The organism is Mesorhizobium sp. M0340, assembly GCF_040321535.1.
In the GTDB taxonomy this organism is placed as follows: domain Bacteria; phylum Pseudomonadota; class Alphaproteobacteria; order Rhizobiales; family Rhizobiaceae; genus Mesorhizobium.
Window position 1 is genome coordinate 77,720 of record NZ_JAMYRR010000004.1, and the last position, 17,840, is coordinate 95,559.

The 17,840-nt window shown below is 63.6% G+C and carries 19 protein-coding genes; 8 read left to right on the top strand and 11 right to left on the bottom strand.

Going from position 1 to position 17,840, the window contains the following annotated elements; all coding sequences use genetic code 11:
- The first annotated feature begins 2 nt into the window (after positions 1-2).
- Positions 3-1,667 carry a beta-galactosidase BglA gene (gene bglA, locus NKI79_RS07090; RefSeq protein ID WP_352800686.1) on the top strand — a complete coding sequence of 555 codons (1,665 nt, stop codon included), beginning with the start codon at positions 3-5 and terminating at the stop codon, positions 1,665-1,667.
- 25 nt (positions 1,668-1,692) lie between these two features.
- Positions 1,693-2,805, top strand: coding sequence for an ABC transporter ATP-binding protein (locus tag NKI79_RS07095; protein ID WP_352480043.1), 1,113 nt, complete (start codon positions 1,693-1,695; stop codon positions 2,803-2,805).
- An 80-nt stretch (positions 2,806-2,885) separates the two neighbouring features.
- Here NKI79_RS07095 and NKI79_RS07100 read toward each other — a convergent pair whose 3' ends face one another.
- The 9 genes from NKI79_RS07100 to NKI79_RS07140 all read right to left on the bottom strand — a co-directional run bounded on the left by NKI79_RS07100 (position 2,886) and on the right by NKI79_RS07140 (position 10,271).
- Positions 2,886-3,125, bottom strand: coding sequence for a DUF680 domain-containing protein (locus NKI79_RS07100; protein WP_352700926.1), 240 nt, complete (start codon positions 3,123-3,125; stop codon positions 2,886-2,888).
- Between the two features lie 68 nt (positions 3,126-3,193).
- The gene (locus NKI79_RS07105; protein WP_352800689.1) at positions 3,194-3,400 is read right to left on the bottom strand and encodes a DUF680 domain-containing protein; all 207 of its coding nucleotides are present in this window, start codon (positions 3,398-3,400) and stop codon (positions 3,194-3,196) included.
- A 71-nt stretch (positions 3,401-3,471) separates the two neighbouring features.
- A complete protein-coding gene (locus NKI79_RS07110; protein WP_254815994.1) occupies positions 3,472-3,675 on the bottom strand; it encodes a DUF680 domain-containing protein in 204 nt (67 codons plus the stop codon).
- A gap of 440 nt (positions 3,676-4,115) precedes the next feature.
- The gene (locus NKI79_RS07115) at positions 4,116-4,862 is read right to left on the bottom strand and encodes an FAD-binding oxidoreductase (protein WP_352480240.1); all 747 of its coding nucleotides are present in this window, start codon (positions 4,860-4,862) and stop codon (positions 4,116-4,118) included.
- The gene (locus tag NKI79_RS07120; protein WP_352480239.1) at positions 4,859-5,470 is read right to left on the bottom strand and encodes a molybdopterin-dependent oxidoreductase; all 612 of its coding nucleotides are present in this window, start codon (positions 5,468-5,470) and stop codon (positions 4,859-4,861) included. The genes NKI79_RS07115 and NKI79_RS07120 overlap by 4 nt, the downstream gene beginning before the upstream one ends.
- Before the next feature lie 128 nt (positions 5,471-5,598).
- On the bottom strand, positions 5,599-7,137 hold the full coding sequence (locus tag NKI79_RS07125; RefSeq protein WP_352800691.1) for a DegQ family serine endoprotease: 1,539 nt from the start codon (positions 7,135-7,137) through the stop codon (positions 5,599-5,601).
- A gap of 365 nt (positions 7,138-7,502) precedes the next feature.
- Positions 7,503-8,228 (bottom strand): MBL fold metallo-hydrolase, encoded by a 726-nt coding sequence (locus NKI79_RS07130; protein WP_352800693.1) that lies wholly within the window; start codon positions 8,226-8,228, stop codon positions 7,503-7,505.
- A 16-nt stretch (positions 8,229-8,244) separates the two neighbouring features.
- Entirely contained in the window at positions 8,245-9,411 is a 1,167-nt protein-coding gene (locus tag NKI79_RS07135; protein ID WP_352800695.1) for a diphosphate--fructose-6-phosphate 1-phosphotransferase, read from the bottom strand.
- A gap of 95 nt (positions 9,412-9,506) precedes the next feature.
- Complete coding sequence (locus NKI79_RS07140) at positions 9,507-10,271, bottom strand: L,D-transpeptidase (RefSeq protein ID WP_352800697.1); 765 nt, start codon at positions 10,269-10,271, stop codon at positions 9,507-9,509.
- 188 nt (positions 10,272-10,459) lie between these two features.
- On the opposite strand from NKI79_RS07140, the gene NKI79_RS07145 reads away from it, so the two are divergent.
- The 3 genes from NKI79_RS07145 to xylB all read left to right on the top strand — a co-directional run bounded on the left by NKI79_RS07145 (position 10,460) and on the right by xylB (position 14,064).
- Positions 10,460-11,083, top strand: a complete 624-nt coding sequence (locus tag NKI79_RS07145; RefSeq protein ID WP_352736816.1) for a LysE family translocator — start codon at positions 10,460-10,462, stop codon at positions 11,081-11,083.
- Between the two features lie 9 nt (positions 11,084-11,092).
- A complete protein-coding gene (locus NKI79_RS07150; RefSeq protein ID WP_352800699.1) occupies positions 11,093-12,418 on the top strand; it encodes a tetratricopeptide repeat protein in 1,326 nt (441 codons plus the stop codon).
- A gap of 191 nt (positions 12,419-12,609) precedes the next feature.
- The gene (gene xylB / locus NKI79_RS07155) at positions 12,610-14,064 is read left to right on the top strand and encodes a xylulokinase (protein ID WP_352800701.1); all 1,455 of its coding nucleotides are present in this window, start codon (positions 12,610-12,612) and stop codon (positions 14,062-14,064) included.
- Between the two features lie 38 nt (positions 14,065-14,102).
- On the opposite strand, the gene NKI79_RS07160 is transcribed toward xylB, so the two are convergent.
- Positions 14,103-14,465, bottom strand: coding sequence for a nuclear transport factor 2 family protein (locus NKI79_RS07160; protein ID WP_352800702.1), 363 nt, complete (start codon positions 14,463-14,465; stop codon positions 14,103-14,105).
- A 110-nt stretch (positions 14,466-14,575) separates the two neighbouring features.
- On the opposite strand from NKI79_RS07160, the gene xylA reads away from it, so the two are divergent.
- A complete protein-coding gene (gene xylA / locus NKI79_RS07165) occupies positions 14,576-15,901 on the top strand; it encodes a xylose isomerase (RefSeq protein WP_352800704.1) in 1,326 nt (441 codons plus the stop codon).
- A gap of 128 nt (positions 15,902-16,029) precedes the next feature.
- On the opposite strand, the gene NKI79_RS07170 is transcribed toward xylA, so the two are convergent.
- A complete protein-coding gene (locus NKI79_RS07170) occupies positions 16,030-16,662 on the bottom strand; it encodes a TetR/AcrR family transcriptional regulator (protein WP_352800706.1) in 633 nt (210 codons plus the stop codon).
- A gap of 93 nt (positions 16,663-16,755) precedes the next feature.
- Between NKI79_RS07170 and NKI79_RS07175 the strand changes: the two genes are divergently transcribed.
- Complete coding sequence (locus tag NKI79_RS07175; RefSeq protein WP_352800708.1) at positions 16,756-17,412, top strand: O-methyltransferase; 657 nt, start codon at positions 16,756-16,758, stop codon at positions 17,410-17,412.
- A 164-nt stretch (positions 17,413-17,576) separates the two neighbouring features.
- Positions 17,577-17,786, top strand: coding sequence for a hypothetical protein (locus tag NKI79_RS07180; protein ID WP_352800710.1), 210 nt, complete (start codon positions 17,577-17,579; stop codon positions 17,784-17,786).
- The last annotated feature ends 54 nt before the right edge of the window (positions 17,787-17,840 follow it).

Below are 17,840 nucleotides of genomic sequence, written 5' to 3' on the forward strand. Positions count from 1 at the left end.
TCATGCAATCCGCTTTGAAGGCCACCCCGAAGCCCGATCTCGCTATCGATCGCGACTGGTGGCGAGGTGCCGTGATCTACCAGATCTACCCGCGCAGCTACCAGGATTCGAACGGCGACGGCATCGGCGACCTCAGGGGCATTATCGGCCGGCTGCCCTATATCGCCTCGCTCGGCGTCGACGCCATCTGGATCTCGCCGTTCTTCAAATCGCCGATGAAGGACTTTGGCTACGACGTGTCGGATTATTGCGATGTCGATCCGATGTTCGGCACGCTGGCGGACTTCGACGCGCTCACCGCCGAGGCGCACCGGCTTGGCCTCAAGGTGATGATCGACGAGGTGCTCTCGCACACCGCCGACGTCCATCCCTGGTTCAAGGAGAGCCGCTCGAGCCGCAGCAATCCAAAGGCCGACTGGTACGTTTGGGCGGACGCCAAGCCGGACGGCACGCCGCCCAACAACTGGCTCTCGATCTTCGGCGGCTCGGCCTGGCAGTGGGACACCAGCCGCCAGCAATATTACCTGCATAATTTCCTGGCCGAGCAGCCCGACCTCAATTTCCACAGCCGCGCGGTCCAGGACGCGCTGCTCGACGTCACCCGCTTCTGGCTGGAGCGCGGCGTCGATGGCTTCCGCCTCGATACCATCAATTTCTACTTCCACAGCCAAGGCCTGGAAGACAATCCGCCGCTGCCGCCCGAGCAGCGCAACGACCAGACGGCGCCGGCCGTCAACCCCTACAACTACCAGGACCATCTCTACGACAAGAGCCGGCCTGAAAACCTGGGCTTCCTCGAACGCTTCCGCGCCCTGCTCGATGAATATCCGGCGACGGCCGCGGTTGGCGAAGTCGGCGATTCGCAGCGTGGGCTGGAAGTCGTGGCGGCCTATACGGCCGGCGGCAAGCGCGTCCATATGTGTTACTCCTTCGACTTCCTGGCGCCGGAGAAGATCAGCGCGGCAAAGGTGCGCTCGGTGCTGGAAACGTTCGGCAAGGTGGCCAGCGATGGCTGGTCGTGCTGGGCCTTCTCCAACCATGACGTGATGCGCCCTGCCTCGCGCTGGGCAGCCGGCGAGCCGGACCCGACCGCGTACCTCAAGGTCATCTCGGCGCTGCTGATGTCGTTGCGCGGCTCGGTCTGTATCTATCAGGGCGAGGAGCTCGGGCTCAGCGAGGCCGAACTCAGCTTCGAGGATCTGCAGGACCCATACGGCATCCGCTTCTGGCCGGAATTCAAGGGCCGCGACGGCTGCCGCACGCCAATGGTTTGGGACGGCGCTGCCCGCAATGGCGGCTTCTCGACGGCAAAGCCCTGGCTGCCGGTGCCGGCCAAGCACCTTGCGCAAGCGGTCAATGTGCAGCAGGGCGACGACGGCTCGCTGCTCGAGCACTACCGGCGCTTCCTGGCTTTCCGCCGTGCTCATCCGGCACTGGCCAAGGGCGATATCGAGTTCATCGAAAGCGACGGCGACACCGTCGCCTTCACACGCCGCGAAGGCAACGAGCAGATCGTCTGCGCCTTCAATCTCGGCGCAAAGCCGGCCAAGGTCGATCTTGGCGGCCGCTCACTGCAGCCCTTGCCGGGACACGGGTTTTCGGGACAGACTGGCGCCGGCACTATCCGCCTCGGCGGCTACGGCGCCTGGTTCGGGCGTATCGACTGAATTCAAGGAAGAACTGGAGAGTACCATGGCCGATGTCACGCTAAGGCAAGTGAGGAAATCATATGGCAATCTCAACATTCTGCACGGCGTCGACCTCGACATAAAGTCGGGCGAATTCATCGTCTTCGTCGGTCCGTCTGGTTGCGGCAAGTCGACCTTGCTGCGCTGCATCGCCGGGCTGGAGGAGATCACCTCAGGCGAGCTCAAGATCGACGGCGAGATTGTCAACGACGTACCGCCGTCAAAGCGCGGCATCGCGATGGTGTTCCAGTCTTATGCGCTCTATCCGCACATGACCGTCTACGACAACATGGCGTTCTCGATGAAGATCGGTAAGGAAAGCAAGGCCGAGATCGACAAGCGGGTGCGCCAGGCGGCCGAGATCCTGCAGCTGACCAAATATCTCGACCGCCTGCCCAAGGCGATGTCGGGCGGCCAGCGCCAGCGCGTCGCCATCGGCCGCGCCATCGTGCGCAATCCCAAGGTCTTCTTGTTCGACGAGCCGCTATCCAACCTCGATGCGGCGCTGCGCGTCGCCACTCGCATCGAGATCGCCAAGCTCAAGGAATCGATGCCGGCCACAACGATGATCTATGTCACCCACGACCAGGTCGAGGCCATGACGCTGGCCGACCGCATCGTGGTGCTGAAGGAAGGCCATATCGAACAGGTCGGCACGCCGATGGAGCTCTACAAGCGGCCCGGCAATCTGTTCGTCGCCCAGTTCATCGGCTCGCCGGCGATGAACATCCTGCCGGCGACGATCGACAGGACCGGCAATCCGACGGTCGTCAGCCATGTCGGCGGCCGCAAGGCAACGGTGCCGATCGCAACACCTGCCTCGGCGAAAGGCGCTGCGGTGAGCTTCGGGGTGCGGCCGGAGGATCTGATGATCGCAGCCGGCGCCGACTATTTGTTCGAAGGGACGGTCGACTATGTCGAGCAGCTCGGCGAGGTCCAACTCGTCTATGTCGACATCGGCCGCGCCGACCTGCCGCTGGTGACCAAGCTGCCGGGCAATGTCGAGGTCAAGCGCGGGGCGTCGATGCGGCTGACGGCGGATGCCGGCGACCTGCATATTTTCGACGCGGACGGACACTCCTTCGCGCTCCATGAAGCAGAAGCAAAGGCGGCTTGAGGCAGGCGTTTTTCCGCCACGCAAAAGACACGAGCGGTGGGCATGGCCCGCCGCTCTTGTTTTTAATTCCGGTTCGGCTGTTAGTTGTTGCCGAAGAGGTTGCGGTCGGCGCCCTGAGGCGCGGACTTGGGCACATCGCCGGACGAATTCAGCAACTTGTAGATCGGCGAGTTGCTGTCACGCACCGAATATGTCTGCGTCTTGTCGACATTGACGGTCGACTGCTTGTTGATGTCGGTCCCGCCAACATTGTCGTTTTGGGCATAGGCGCCGCCGGCGGCAATCAAGAGAGCGGCGGCAGTAAGAACAATCTTTTTCATTTGGATACTCCTGGATTTCGGATCAAAGCGGCGGGCATGCCCGCCCGCCTTGATGGTGGGATCGGCTGTTAGTTGTTGCCGAAGAGGTTGCGATCGGCGCCCTGGTCGACCGGCTGCTTTTCAGCCTGATCCGACTTCTTGAGGGAGGCCGTGTACGAGCTGTCGACCGCGACAGCCGGCTGGTTGGCTCCGTTGGAACCATAATTGTCGCTGCCGGCGAAGGCGCTGCCGGTGATGGCCAAAACGGCGACGGCGGCAAGAAAGATCTTTTTCATTTCAATACTCCTGAATTTTTTCAGATCCCGGGCGGCGGATATGCCCGCCACCCTGATGCTGGGATCGGCTGTTAGTTGTTGCCGAAGAGGTTCCGGTCGGCGCCCTGGACAGGCTGCTTGTCAGCATCAGCCGGCTTCTGAATGGAAGCCGTGTACGAGCTGTCGCCCGAGGCGGCAGGCTGGTTCGCACCATTGGAACCATAATTGTCGCTGCCGGCGAAGGCGCTGCCGGTGATGGCCAAAACGGCGACGGCGGCAAGAGCGATCTTATTCATTTTTAGTACTCCAGTATCTTAGTCTCAGTCCGTCTAGCGGCGTGTCTTGGGAGGAGTTCGCGTCGTTCGGACCGCCCCGATGTGGGAAAGCCAATGGACAGTTTCCAATCACGAAGTTGTTTGGTGTGGACCAAGAATCTACACCTTGAAATTGTGCCACGGATTCCCTGCGCCACATTTTTATCGTTTAATGTCAACAAGATAGCCCATCGCCTCGGTCTGGCTGCAAGGTGACTTGGGAGGCAGCGTTCACAGCGTCCTGCACGCATTGTCAACAGAAACGAACCGTTCGGTTCGATTTTTTAAACCGATAAAAGTCGCAGCCGGGGTTGTTTGTCGAATCGTTAACCATTTCAGCCAAGCGCGGCCTCGCCGTTCTGCCGGTTTTCGGCCCGTTTAGGCCGGCCGGCAAAGGCAGCAACCGGGCAAGCAGAACCGGGTCAGACCCCGTAGCGTTCGGTGCGGATGAGAGCCGCAGGCACCCCGGCATCGATCAGTGCCTCGGCGGCGGCCGTCACGAATGCGTTCGAGCCGCAGACAAAGGCCAGCTTCGGCGGCGCGGGCAACCTGGTCATGGCTTGCACCATCATCGCGGCGTCGACCCGCCGCGCATAATCCGCCGGACGGCGGGCCGGCTCGCGCGTCAGCGTCAGCACCAGGTCGAAGCCATCCCGGCGCTCGGCGAGGTCGATCAGCTCATCGCGAAAGATCACCTCGTCCCAGACCCGCGCCGAAACCACCAGGGCGGCGGCAACCAGCGACCCCCGCATCGCCCGGTGACGGACCATCGACATCAACGGCACCACGCCCGACCCACCGCCGACGAGCAGGAGCGGTCCGCCATCGCCGTCGGACCAGACGAAATGGCCGCCGAGCGGCCCGCGCAATTCGAACTCGTCGCCCACCGCCGCGATCTCGTGAAAGAACGGCGAGACCTCGCCGTCCTCGAGTTTTTCAATCGCCAGCTCGATGGTCTCGCCGGTCTCCGGTGCCGAGGCGATGGAGTAGGAGCGCCGCGCCTGATAACCGTCAGGCGCCGTCAGCCTGACATCGACATGCTGTCCGGCACGGTAGGCGAAGGGCCGCGACGGCTGCAGGAAAAAGCTGGTGACGCGCGGCGTGCGCTTTTGGATGCGGGTGATGGTGACTATCTGCCAGGGCGACTGCGCCGCCGGTGCGTCGCTCATGGATCGTTCGTGTAGCGCTGCTCGCGCCACGGGTCGCCATAGATATGATAGCCTCGCAACTCCCAGAAACCCGGCTCGTCACGCTCGGTGAACTGCAGCCCGTTCAGCCATTTGGCCGATTTCCAGAAATAGAGATGCGGAACGAGCAGCCGCGCCGGGCCGCCATGGTCGGGGGTGATCGGCTTGCCCTCGTAAAGCAGCGCCACCATCGCCTTGCCGCCGGTGAGATCCTTCGTTGGCACGTTGGTGGAATAGCCGTCGAAACCCAACGCCAGCGTGAAGGCGGTGGGCGGCTCGATGCCGGCGTCGGCAAGGATGTCGTCGACCAGCACGCCCTGCCACGCCGTGTCGAACTTGGTCCATGCGGTGACGCAATGGATGTCGCGCGTCATCTTGGTCAGGGGCAGCGCGTTGAACTCGGCCCAGTTCCACTTCTTGATCGGCCGCGGCCCGTGCTTAAGCGTGAACGACCAATCCTCGGTGCGCACATGCGGCGTCGGGCCGGCCGACAGGACCGGGAAACCTTGCTCGAGATATTGCCCCGGCGGGATACGTGCACCCGTATCTGTCGGCGGCTTTCGTCCGGAAGAGAAACCTCGGGTAGCCATCGAGAATATCCGTTTGCGCAAGGTCCAATCGACCTTTGTCAGTTTTCTCGAAGACGCGTGCGCGGGCAACCGAAATCTTGGCTCGGCCGGCAATGCCCTCCATCGATCTTGGCAGCGCGGCGCCTGCCTCAGCCACTGGCGAAGGGGACGGCGACAAACATCTGGGCGTCGCCGCGCTGGACAAGCAGCAGCACCGATTTCTTGCCGGATTTGGCAGCCTGCACAATCGCCTGGTTAGCCTGCCTGGCGCTTCTCGCCGGATGCTGGTCGACGGCGACGATGATGTCGCCGGGCTGGATGCCGGAAGCCGATGCCGCCTTGTTCGGGTCGACGCGCTCGACCAGTGCGCCGTGCTGGTTGCCTGCCAGGTTCATTGCCTGGCGTACATCCGGGGTGACATCCATCAGGCGGAAACCGAGCGCCGGTGCACGGAGGCCCTGCTCCGTCGACGGCTGACCCTGATCGCCGGTCACCGATCCCGTTGCCATGTCGTCTTCGTTGCGCCCGATCTCGACGGAGATCTGCAGGCTTTGGCCCTTGCGCCAGACATTGAGGGTTTCCCTCGTGCCGGGCGCAACGTCGGCGACAGCGCGCGACAGGTCCCTTGGGTCCTTTATGTCGCGATCGGCGAAGCTGGTGATGACGTCGCCGGTCTCGATGCCGGCCTTGGCGGCCGGCGATCCGTCGCTGACCTGCGCGACGAGCACGCCGGCGGGGTGATCGAGGCCGATGGCGCTCGCCATATCAGGCGTCACCGGCTGGATCTGGACGCCCAGGTAGCCGTACTGGATGGAGCCGCCCTTCATCAGCTTGGCGACGACCTTTTGCGCCTGGTCGGAGGGGATGGCGAAGCCGACGCCGACACTGCCGCCATTCGGCGAAAAGATCGCCGTGTTGATGCCGACGACATTGCCGTTCACATCCGTCAGCGGGCCGCCGGAATTGCCCCGGTTGATCGGTGCGTCGATCTGGATGAAGTCGTCAAACGGCCCGCTGTGCAGGTCGCGGCCGCGCGCCGAGACGATGCCGGCCGTGACCGTGGTGCCAAGGCCGAAAGGATTGCCGAAGGCGAGCACCTGGTCACCCGGCATGAGCTTGTCGGAATCGCCCCATCTGACGGTCGGCAAGGGCTTGCCGGCTTTGACCTTGAGCACGGCAAGATCGTTCTTGGCGTCATGGCCGATCAATTTGGCGGGAAGCTCGGTGCCGTCGTCGAGCGTCACCTTGATCGATTGGGCGCCATCGACAACGTGATTGTTGGTGACGATGGTGCCGTCGCTGGCGACGATGAAGCCTGAACCGAGGGCCTCGGTGCGCGGCGCCTGTTCCGGCGGTGTTTTGGGAGCGGGCAGTCCCTGGTCATCGAAGAAATGGCGGAAATAGTCGTCGAAAGGGGAGGTTCCGCCAAAGGGAGAGGCGTCGCTCATGGTGTCGGGCTGTTGTACTTTCATGACCGTCGTGATGGTCACCACCGCCGGCTTATCGGCCGCCACGACCGGCGCGAACGAGCCGCTCGGCGCCGTCATGCCGGTGACGGGAGGGGTGACCGTTGCCGCTAGGACATCATTCAGCCTGGGAGCGAGAGGCAGAGCGAAAGAGCTGACGATCAGCGCTGCGCCCAGCAGAGCGGCGACGCGATGTCTGCGAAGGGTCTGGATTGGTGACATGGCCGTTGTCCGGGCGAGAGATTGGTGAAGCGCCCTAACGTTCCGTCACCGGAACAATTCATCGGCGCGTCGGTCGTCGGCCTTGCCTGTCTCGCCTGTCAGGCAGCCGACCGGATCGACAGCCCCGCATCTAGGGCGCCGATCATGGTTTCCAGATAATGTTACGAAGATTTAATTTTCGGCTGGCAACCGCCGTGCCGGGCTGGCGCCGAAACCCGAAAACAAAAACCCGCCTTGCGGCGGGTCGTTGGGGCAAATCAGCACCATAGCCAAATTACTAGCATAGCTGCCGGCACAAAGCAAGAACAAAATAGCTGCCCAAGCCAAATCGCTTCAGGCCGCCCCTCACTGCCCCGCCAAGGCTTCTATGCCGCTGTCCCGTCCGTTCGCCTGAGATACGCCGAGGCGATCTCGCGCATCCGCCTGCCGTCGAAGCTCGGTCCATGACCGCCATGGCCGATCCGGATCGGCAGGTCGAGCAGCCGCTGCATGGTGCGGCGATAGGCGGCACGATCGGAATCCGGCAGGTCGTCGATCAGCGTGGCGTCATAGATGGCGTCGCCCGCGAAGAACAGGCCGTCTGTCTCATCGAACAGCGAGATCGAATCCGGAGAGTGGCCGGGCAGGTGCAGGACGCGGAATTGCCGGTCGCCGAGGTCGATCCTATCGCCCTCGTCCAGGGTCCGGTCCAGCGGCGCCGGTGGAATCCTGTAATCGGCCGCTTTCCAGCCCTTTGCCGGCAGTCTGGAGACGGCGCCCTCCAGATCATGGAACATGTAGGCGTAGGTCACCGCTTCGTCCATGCTGTTGAACTGCGTGGCGCTGTGGCGCGGACCTGCCCGCAACGGAAACTCGTGCAGCGAGCCGACATGATCGAGATGGATATGCGTGGCGACGACGAGCAGCGGCTTGCCGGCCGGCGTGTCGATCTGCGGCGCCAGCGGGCAGATCCCCATGCCGGTGTCGACCAGCAGGTCGACATCGCGGCCGCGCACATGCCAGATGTTGGCGCGCACGAAATCATGCACGAAGGGCTCGGTCAGCATCATCGTCTTGGCGTCGACGATGGTTTTGCTGAACCAGCTGTCCATCAGATCAAGGCCGGCATCAGACGAACGGCTTGCCGACCTTGTACTTTCGCGGAACCAGCCGCTTCAGATAGGCCATGCCCGCATCGGACAGCCGGTTGACGTCGGGCAGCATGAAATCATCCGGCATATGGCGCGTCTTGCCGGCGACGTTCTTCAGCGGCACCTTCTTCAGCACGGTTTTTTTGCCGTCATATTGCAGCGCCACCGAACCGCCGCCCTCGTCGGCCACGGTGACGGCGAAGGCGCCGGCATCGAAGGCCTCCTGCGCGTCCACCGCGCTGATGGCGCCGACATAGCCGCGCGGCATATAGCCGAGCGCATCGACGCGCGCCCGCTTGCCCGGCAATCCTTCGGCGAGCGCGCGCTCCAAGGCTGCCGGCAGGTCGCTGCCCGACAGCTTGACGTTGCCGTGCTGGTCGCGCTCCAGCCTTTCGGGCGGCACCAGGCTTTCGACCAGCGCCTTGCCGTCGGCCGTGCTGACGCCTTCGGAGACGGCAACGATGCAGCGCTTGTGGCGGTCGAGCGTGGCGCGCACGTCGTCGATGAAACCGGCCGCCGAGAACGGCCGCTCCGGCACGTAGACGAGATGCGGGCCGCTGTCCTGGTCGAGCTGCCAGGCCGCGGATGCGGCCGTCAGGAAACCGGCATGCCGCCCCATGACGATACCGACATAGATGCCCGGCAGAGCGCGGAAATCGAGATCGACCGAAAGGAATGCTCCAGCGACGAACTCGGCCGCCGACATGAAGCCGGGCGTGTGATCGTTCTCCTCGAGATCGTTGTCGATGGTTTTCGGCGCATGCACGAAGGCGATCTTGCCGCCGGCGGCGTCGGTGAGGATCTGCTGCGTGCCCGAGGTGTCGTTGCCGCCGATATAGATGAAGGCGTCGGCGCCGGCTTTCTTCAAGCCATTGAGGATGAGGTCGCAATAGGCGGCATCCGGCTTGTCGCGCGTCGAACCAAGCGCGGCGCTCGGCGTCGCCGCGATCAGCCGCAGGCGGTCCTCGGGGATGGCGGAAAGATCGACGTAATTGCCGTCACGAATGCCACGCACGCCGTGGATGGATCCCAGCACCTTGGCGCCAGGATGCCGCTTGCGGATTTCGAGCGCAGCACCCACCACGGTTTGGTTGATGACGGCGGTCGGGCCGCCGCCCTGCGCGATGACAAAAGTTCCGGCCATTGTTCACGTCTCCCGGGCGATGAAATCGCAGGCACATTCGCCTGTCTTGCGGCATCGCGCAACGGCAGAGTGATCGCTGAAGGCGAAGCCGCCGTTCAGACGACGACGACCGGGTTTTTCTTGGAGACGCGGCTGTAGAGGTCGATGATGTCCTGGTTGATCAGGCGCACGCAACCCGACGACATCGCCTGTCCGATGCTCCACCATTCGGGCGAGCCGTGGATGCGATAACCGGTGTCGCTGCCGTTCTGATAGATGTAGAGGGCACGCGCGCCGAGCGGATTGTCGAGGCCGCCCGGCTGTCCGCTTTGCCATTTCACCAGCTCCGGCCTACGGGCGATCATCTCGGGCGGCGGGGTCCAAACCGGCCATTCCTTGCCGTACTGGATGTTGGCGCGGCCGGACCAGCGGAATCCGTCCTTGCCGATGCCGACCCCGTAACGGATCGCCTCGCCGCCGGGCTGCACCAGATAGAGCAGCCGTTCCTGCGAGTGAACGACAATGGTACCGGGCTGCTCGCCGGTCGGATCGACGACGATCTGGCGGCGAAACTCCGGCTTGATCTTGAGGTAGGGCACCTCCGGCACGTTGAAGCCACCGTCGGTAAGCGAAGCGTACATCACGTCGGGGCTGGTGATGTTCTTGTCGACGCTGATGCTCGGACGGACGGGCCGGATCGAGCCGGTGGTGACGTCGTCGAGCTGGAGCGACGGCAGATCCAGCGTCTGGCTGCAGCCTGTGACGCCGAGCAGCGCCAACGCGCCGGCGCCGGACAGCACCGTGCGGCGGGAAAGCTGTAGTTCGGTTTCGATTGCGTCGCCATTATGCGGCAGCGACAGACCGTGCGGCAACTCACGCATTTACCCAAACCCTACGCTGTCGGCGGGAAACACGGTCCGGCCGGATAGCAGGCATTTTCACCAATCATGGTTGAAAAAGCGTGAAGGCCAGCCGCCTGGCGTTAACGACGGGCTTTTTCGATTCTTGCCTCTTTACATCTGCGCGAGGCCAAGGATTTATCCTCTTCTTTAAGCTCAAGGAGAAGAAAATGTCCTTCGAAAACTGGGCCGCGTTTGCCGCCGCCTCGGCAGTCCTTCTGGTCATTCCAGGCCCGACCATCCTGCTGGTGGTTTCCTATGCACTCGGCCAAGGCTGGCGCACCGCGCTGCCGATGGCAGTCGGCGTGGCGCTCGGCGACTTCACCGCGATGACACTGTCGATGCTGGGCATCGGCGCGCTGCTGGCGGCGTCGGCCACCGTATTTACGGTGCTGAAGGTGATCGGCGCCGGCTATCTGATCTATCTCGGTATCAAGCTGTTTCGCGCCGGCGGCGCGCTCCGGGCCGAACCGCGCACCGATGCGGTGTCATCGGCGAAAATGGCGGCGCATGCCTGGCTGGTTACTGCGCTCAATCCGAAAAGCATCACCTTCTTCGTCGCCTTCCTGCCGCAGTTCCTCGACCGGCACGCGGATTTCTGGACACAGATGCTGATCTTCGAGACGACCTTCCTGACGCTCGCCTTCGCCAACGCCTTCGGTTATGCGCTGATCGCCGCAAGGGCGCGCAACGTCGTGCGCAATCCAAAGGCGATCCGCATTTTCAACCGCACCGGCGGCACGCTGCTGGTCGGCGCAGGCATCGCCACGGTGGCGATGCGATCGGGCAACTGAGGACACGCTATGGCGGTCAGGGATGCATTCGGCCTGACACTGTCTGGCGCGACGGAGGCCGGGTTTTCGTCCTACAGCCGGGCCGTGCGCGAATTGCAGTGCTTCATCGGCGATCCGGTCGGCTCCATTGACCGGGCAATCGCCGACGATCCCGGCTTCGTCATGGCGCAGGTGTTCAAGGGTTATCTCTTTGGCCTCGCCACCGAGCGTGAGGCGACGGCGGTGGCCAAGGCATGTCACGAGGCGGCGCTGCCGCTTGCCGCGACGACACGCGAGCAGGCGCATGTCGCCGCCCTTGGCCACCTTGCGGAGGGAAGCTGGCACGAGGCCGCCCGCGTGCTGGAGGATATCGCCATCGAGTTTCCGCTCGATGCGCTGGCGCTGCAGACCGGGCACCAGATCGACTTCTTCACCGGCAACGCGCGCATGCTGCGCGACCGCATCGGCCGCGCGCTGCCGTCCTGGCAGAGCGGCATGCCGGGCTATCACGCCATACTCGGCATGCAGGCCTTTGGCCTGGAGGAAATGGGCGATTACGCGCGCGCCGAAAAACTTGGCCGCACGGCGGTCGATCTCGAGCCGCGCGACGGCTGGGCCCAGCATGCGGTGGCCCATGTCATGGAGATGCAGAGCCGGCAAAAGGACGGCATTCTGTGGATGCGCGCCAATCCCGAAGCGTGGACGCGGGAAAGTTTCCTGCAGGTGCACAATTGGTGGCACCTGGCGCTGTTCCACTACGATCTCGGCGAAATCGACGAGGTGCTGGCGCTCTATGACGGGCCGATCTATGGCGAGCGCTCGACGCTGGCGCTCAACATGGTCGATGCCTCGGCGATCCTGTGGCGGCTGCATCTCGGCGGCGTCGATGTCGGCAGCCGCTGGGCGGCGCTCGCCGCCAACTGGTTGCCCAAGGCCAGCGCCGGCCATTATGCCTTCAACGACGCCCACGCAATGATGGCGTTTGTCGGTGCCGGCCTCGACGCGCCGGCCAGCGGCTTGCTCGAGGCGCAGCGCGAGGCGATGCACGGCAAAGACGACAACGCCGGTTTCACCCGGGATGTCGGCCATCCCCTGACGCTCGCCATCAAGGCATTCGGCGAGGGCAATTATGCCGGGACGATACGCCTGATCCGGCCGATCCGGGCGATCGCCCATCGCTTCGGCGGCAGCCACGCCCAACGCGACGTCATCGACCTGACGCTGATCGAGGCGGCATTGCGTTCCGGTGATGGCGCGCTGGCGAGGGCGCTTGCGGCGGAACGCGCGCTGGCACGGCCGGACAGCCCGTTGTCGGCACTGTTTTCACGGCGCGCAATCGCTCTCACGGCGAATTGACCAAGATTAAATCTTGCCTTAAAAACTGCCCCGGCCAGATTTTTTCGAGCGTCGAAAAAATCTTCGCGTGTTGACTGGAGCGTTTTTCCGGCAGCACGATTGCCGGGATATCTTCGCCGCCCGTGTCGCAGGACTGGGCTGGGAAGCAAGAAAGACCGTCGCCGCCAGGCCTGACGGATATGGGAGGAAGCATGTATCTCGGCCTCGATCTCGGCACGTCGGGCGTCAAGGCGCTGCTGATCGATGCAAGGCAGGGCATCGTCGGTTCCGGCCATGCGCCGCTCGATGTGTCGCGCCCGCATCCCGGCTGGTCCGAGCAGAACCCGGCCGACTGGATCCGCGCCTGCGAAGCGGCGATCGCCGAGCTGCGGTCCATGCATGCGAAGGAGCTCGCGGCGGTGAAAGGCATCGGCCTTTCCGGACATATGCATGGCGCCACCCTGCTCGATGCCGCCGACCAGGTGCTGCGCCCCTGCATCCTGTGGAACGACACACGCAGCCACGCCGAGGCGGCTGCACTTGATGCCGACCCGCGCTTTCGCAAGCTGACCGGCAACATCGTCTTTCCCGGCTTCACCGCGCCAAAGCTCGCTTGGGTGAAAAACAACGAACCGGCTGTTTTTGCCAAGGTGGCAAAGGTCCTGTTGCCGAAGGACTTTTTGCGGCTCTGGCTCGCCGGCGACCATATTTCGGAAATGTCGGATTCGGCTGGCACGTCGTGGCTCGACGTCGGCAAACGCGCCTGGTCCTCCGAACTGCTCGCAGCGACGTCGCTGGACGAAAGGCAGATGCCGTCATTGGTCGAAGGCACGGCCAAGGCCGGTGCCTTGCGCGGCGAACTGGCTGCGAAATGGGGCATCCAGACGGGCATCCCGATCGCCGGCGGCGCCGGCGACAACGCGGCCTCGGCCTGCGGCATGGGCACGGTCGGCGCCGGCCAGGCTTTCGTCTCGCTCGGCACATCGGGCGTGCTTTTTGCCGCCAACGCGTCCTATCTGCCCAATCCGGAAAGTGCGGTGCACACATTCTGCCACGCACTGCCCGGCACCTGGCACCAGATGGGCGTCATCCTGTCGGCAACCGATTCACTCAACTGGCTGTCGGCAATTGCGGGAAAAGGCGCCGTCGAGTTGACCGCCGAACTCGGCGATGCGCTGCAGGCGCCGACCGGTGTCTCCTTCCTGCCGTACCTGTCAGGCGAGCGGACGCCTCACAATGATTCCGTCATTCGGGGCGCCTTTACCGGGCTTGCCCACGAGTCCGGCCGCGCGGCGCTGACCCAGGCCGTGCTCGAAGGCGTCGCCTTCGCCTTCCGCGACAGCCTCGAAGCCCTGGCCAAAGCCGGCACGACGCTGACCCGGGTGACGGCGATCGGCGGCGGCTCGCGTTCGCGCTACTGGCTGAAGGCCATCGCCACAGCGCTTGGCCTGCCAGTCGATATTCCAGCCGACGGCGATTTCGGCGCCGCCTTTGGCGCCGCCCGGCTTGGCCTGATCGCGGCGACCGGCGCCGATCCGCGCGCCGTGTGCACGGCGCCGGCGACGGACGCCACGGTCGAGCCGGTCGCCGCCCTCGGCGGTGCCTATGCAGATGCCTATCAGCGCTACCGCCAGCTTTACCCGGCGATCAGGAGCGCCACGGCGTGAGCGGTTTCCCACCCTCGCCGTGGCCTGCCGAGAAGGCCTCACTGTGCCGGCACCTTGTCGAGAAAGCCGGTGACGCTTTTCAGCCGGCCATTTTCGATGACGCCGATATCGGTGCCTTCGATGACGGACTCGACGCCTTCCGGCCCGAGATTCCAGGAGAAACGGATGGTATCGGCGAAGCCGTCCGGCTTGCCTTTCAGCGAGAACCTGAAGCCGGCAAAGCGCTGCTGCACGCCTTCGATCAGCGCAGCGATGCCGTCATGGCCGTCGCCCTGCATGATCGGATCGCGGTAGCCGACGTCCTCGGTGAAGGTCGCCTCGAGCAAGGCTTTCCTGCGTGCGGCGTCGCTCTCGTTCCAGGCGGCGATGTAGTTTTCGGCAACGGTGTTGAGGTCGGTCATGGTCTGTCTCCTTCGTTGGGTGGCTTTGACATGAGCCTTTTCGACCAGCGCCAGCGCGAAACCAATTACGCCTGAGGTAATCAGGCCGAACCATGCGAGAGGAAAAGAACATGAGCAGCGGTTTTTTCGGCGACATCCAACAGATCAAATACGAGGGACCGGATTCGACCAATCCGCTGGCCTACCGGTTCTACAATCCCGACGAGATTGTCGCCGGCAAGCGGCTCGAAGACCATCTGCGCTTTGCCGTCGCCTATTGGCATTCCTTTGCCTGGCCGGGCGGCGATCCGTTCGGCGGCCAGACATTTGACCGGCCGTGGTTTCCGAAGGCCGGCAGCACCGACACGATGGAGTTGGCCAAGCTCAAGGCCGACGTCGCCTTCGAGATGTTTTCGTTGCTGGGCGCGCCTTTTTTCTGCTTCCACGATGCCGACGTGCGGCCGGAGGGCCGGGACTTTTCCGAAAGTGCGGCGCGGCTCGACGAGATCGCCGATTATTTCTCGGAAAAGATGAAGCAGACCGGCGTCAAGCTGTTGTGGGGCACGGCCAACCTGTTCTCCAACCGCCGCTTCATGTCGGGCGCCGCCACCAATCCCGATCCGGACGTCTTTGCCTATTCGGCGGCGACGGTGAAACACTGCATCGACGTCACCAAGCGTCTGAACGGCGAGAATTACGTGCTGTGGGGCGGCCGCGAGGGCTATGAGACGCTGCTCAACACCGACCTTGCCCGCGAGCAGGAACAGGCCGGCCGTTTTCTCAATCTGGTCGTCGATTACAAGCACAGGATCGGCTTCGAAGGCACCATCCTGATCGAGCCGAAGCCTCAGGAGCCAACCAAGCACCAGTATGATTACGACGTCGCCACCGTCTATGGCTTCCTCAAGCGTTTCGGACTGGAGAATGAGGTCAAGCTCAACATCGAGCAGGGCCACGCCATCCTGGCCGGCCATTCGTTCGAGCATGAACTGGCGCTGGCCACTGCGCTGGGAATCTTCGGCTCGATCGACATGAACCGCAACGACTACCAGTCGGGCTGGGACACCGACCAGTTCCCCAACAATGTGCCGGAGATGGCTCTCGCCTACTATCAGGTGCTGCAGGCCGGCGGCTTCAAGACCGGCGGCACCAATTTCGACGCCAAGCTCAGGCGCCAGTCGCTCGATCCGCAGGATCTGCTGATCGGCCATATCGGCGGCATGGATTGCTGCGCTCGCGGCCTCAAGGCGGCAGCGCGCATGGTCGAGGACAAGGCGCTGTCCGCCCCGCTCGCCGAGCGCTATGCCGGCTGGGATTCGGCCGAGGCCAAGGCGATGCTTGCCGGCAAGCGCACGCTGGAGGAAATCGCCGAGCGCGTCGTCAAGGAGAAGATCGAGCCGCAGCCCAGATCCGGTCGCCAGGAACTACTCGAAAACATCGTCAACCGGTACGTCTGAGGCGGACCGATTCGCGGCCGCATTGTTCACCGGCCGGGATAAAGACGACTTTCCGCGGGGCTGAAACCGACAAGGTTTGCCCCGTGCGAAACTTTTGGTCTGCTTGCTGAGCGGGCCTGGCACTTGCCTTAGCCGTGATCGAGGCCTCTCAGGTAGGCGCAGAACATGTCGGCCATGGCGTCGGCGTAGGCTTCGATCTCCGCGGGGGTTCGGGGCAACTCCGAGAACTGCTTCCCCACCGTGCTGAGCGTCGTCATGACCAGGTCGCCGGCCAATTCGCGAGTCGCTTGCGCGGCGTTGGGCAACGCCTCCTGCATGAAGAGCTGGATGGTGCGGTCTCCGGACGCCCTTGCCGCCTGCGACTCAGGCGCGTCGCGGTAAAGCGGTGCGGCGTCGTCGAGCGCCACACGCACCGCGGCCTCGTCACACTCCGAGCGGAGGAAGGCGTGGACCAAGGCGCGCAGCCGGTCAAGCGGCGGTTTCCTGACATCCTCGAGGATGTCGCGCAGCAAATCGGTCGTCTGCCGCCATTCGTCGCTCTGGAGCCGGAACAGGATCGCCGCCTTGTTCGGAAAATACTGATATAGCGATCCGACACTGACACCGGCCTTCTCGGCCACCCGCGCCGTGGTGAAGCGCTGCGCGCCTTCCTTCGCCAAAACCTGAACAGCAGCCTGCAAAATCGCAGCAACGAGCTCTGCCGAGCGGGCCTGCTTGGGCTGTTTTCGCGAGGAAATCCGCGGACTGCGGTGATCGCTCATTGAGAGGCGCGCCAATGCGATTAGTAAATGCGAATGAATAGTCGTATTTTGAATGCCGCACAAGAACGCATTCCATTCTGACTGGAGACCGATATGACCACACTGACGACACCGCCGCTCGCGCCCCTGCTGGACCGCCTGTTCAAGGAAGCCGCTGCGGCAACGAGCCCTGCAGTGGCGGAATTCTCCGCCGAGGAGCGGAGCCGCCTCGTTCGAAGCAAGACCGAATACCTCGATTTCTATGGGCGGCTAAAGGACCTCTGGCTTCCCGTTTCGCGAGAGACCGGCACGCTGCTCTACATGCTGGCACGGGGCAGCAGCGCAAGGACGATCGTTGAATTTGGAACCTCGTTCGGCATCTCGACCCTGCACCTTGCCGCAGCCTTGCGGGACAATGGCGGTGGCCGCCTCATCACCAGTGAGTTCGAGCCATCCAAGGTGGCGCGCGCCAGGAACAATCTGACGGCAGGCGGTCTCATCGACCTGGTGGAAATCCGAGAAGGAGATGCGGTGCAAACATTAAGCGTCGATCTTCCCGAAACCATCGACCTGCTTCTGCTCGACGGCGCCAAAGCGCTCTATCCAGAGATCTTGAGTCTGGTCGAAAGCCGCCTCAGGCCGGGCGCCTTCGTCGTTGCCGACAACGCCGATCTTTGCCCCGAATACCTCGAGCGGGTGCGGTCGACCGGAAGCGGCTACATGTCCACGTCGTTCAGCGAGGATGTCGAGCTGTCGATGCGGCTTGGCTGAAGCACTGCCTGACTACTGGTACGATAGTGCCCAAGATGGGCGGCGGCGGATAAAACTTTGCCCGGCGCCGCCCATCAATCGCCTCGCTCTTGCCTTCAAACAGCCGTCACGAACCTCCTATAGTGTGGTTCGTGGCGGGAACGGAAAGAAGGAGGCGAAACGATATGCAGCACGAACGCGAAATCGACGCCCTGCTCTCATCTGGCGAGGCCGGATCGATCATCGACCGGCTGATGGCGCTGCCGCATCCGAAGCAGGGTGCGCTGAGTGCGAACGAATGGGATCGCACGGTCGCCAGCCGCTTCGAGACCCATCTTGCGAGACAAATGCGCTCGCAGATCGACGGCAACAGCGACCGCCAGGACGCTGCCTGATCTACCTTTGTGTATGCATGCCGTTGTCCCAAAACCGCTACGGACTTTTGGGCG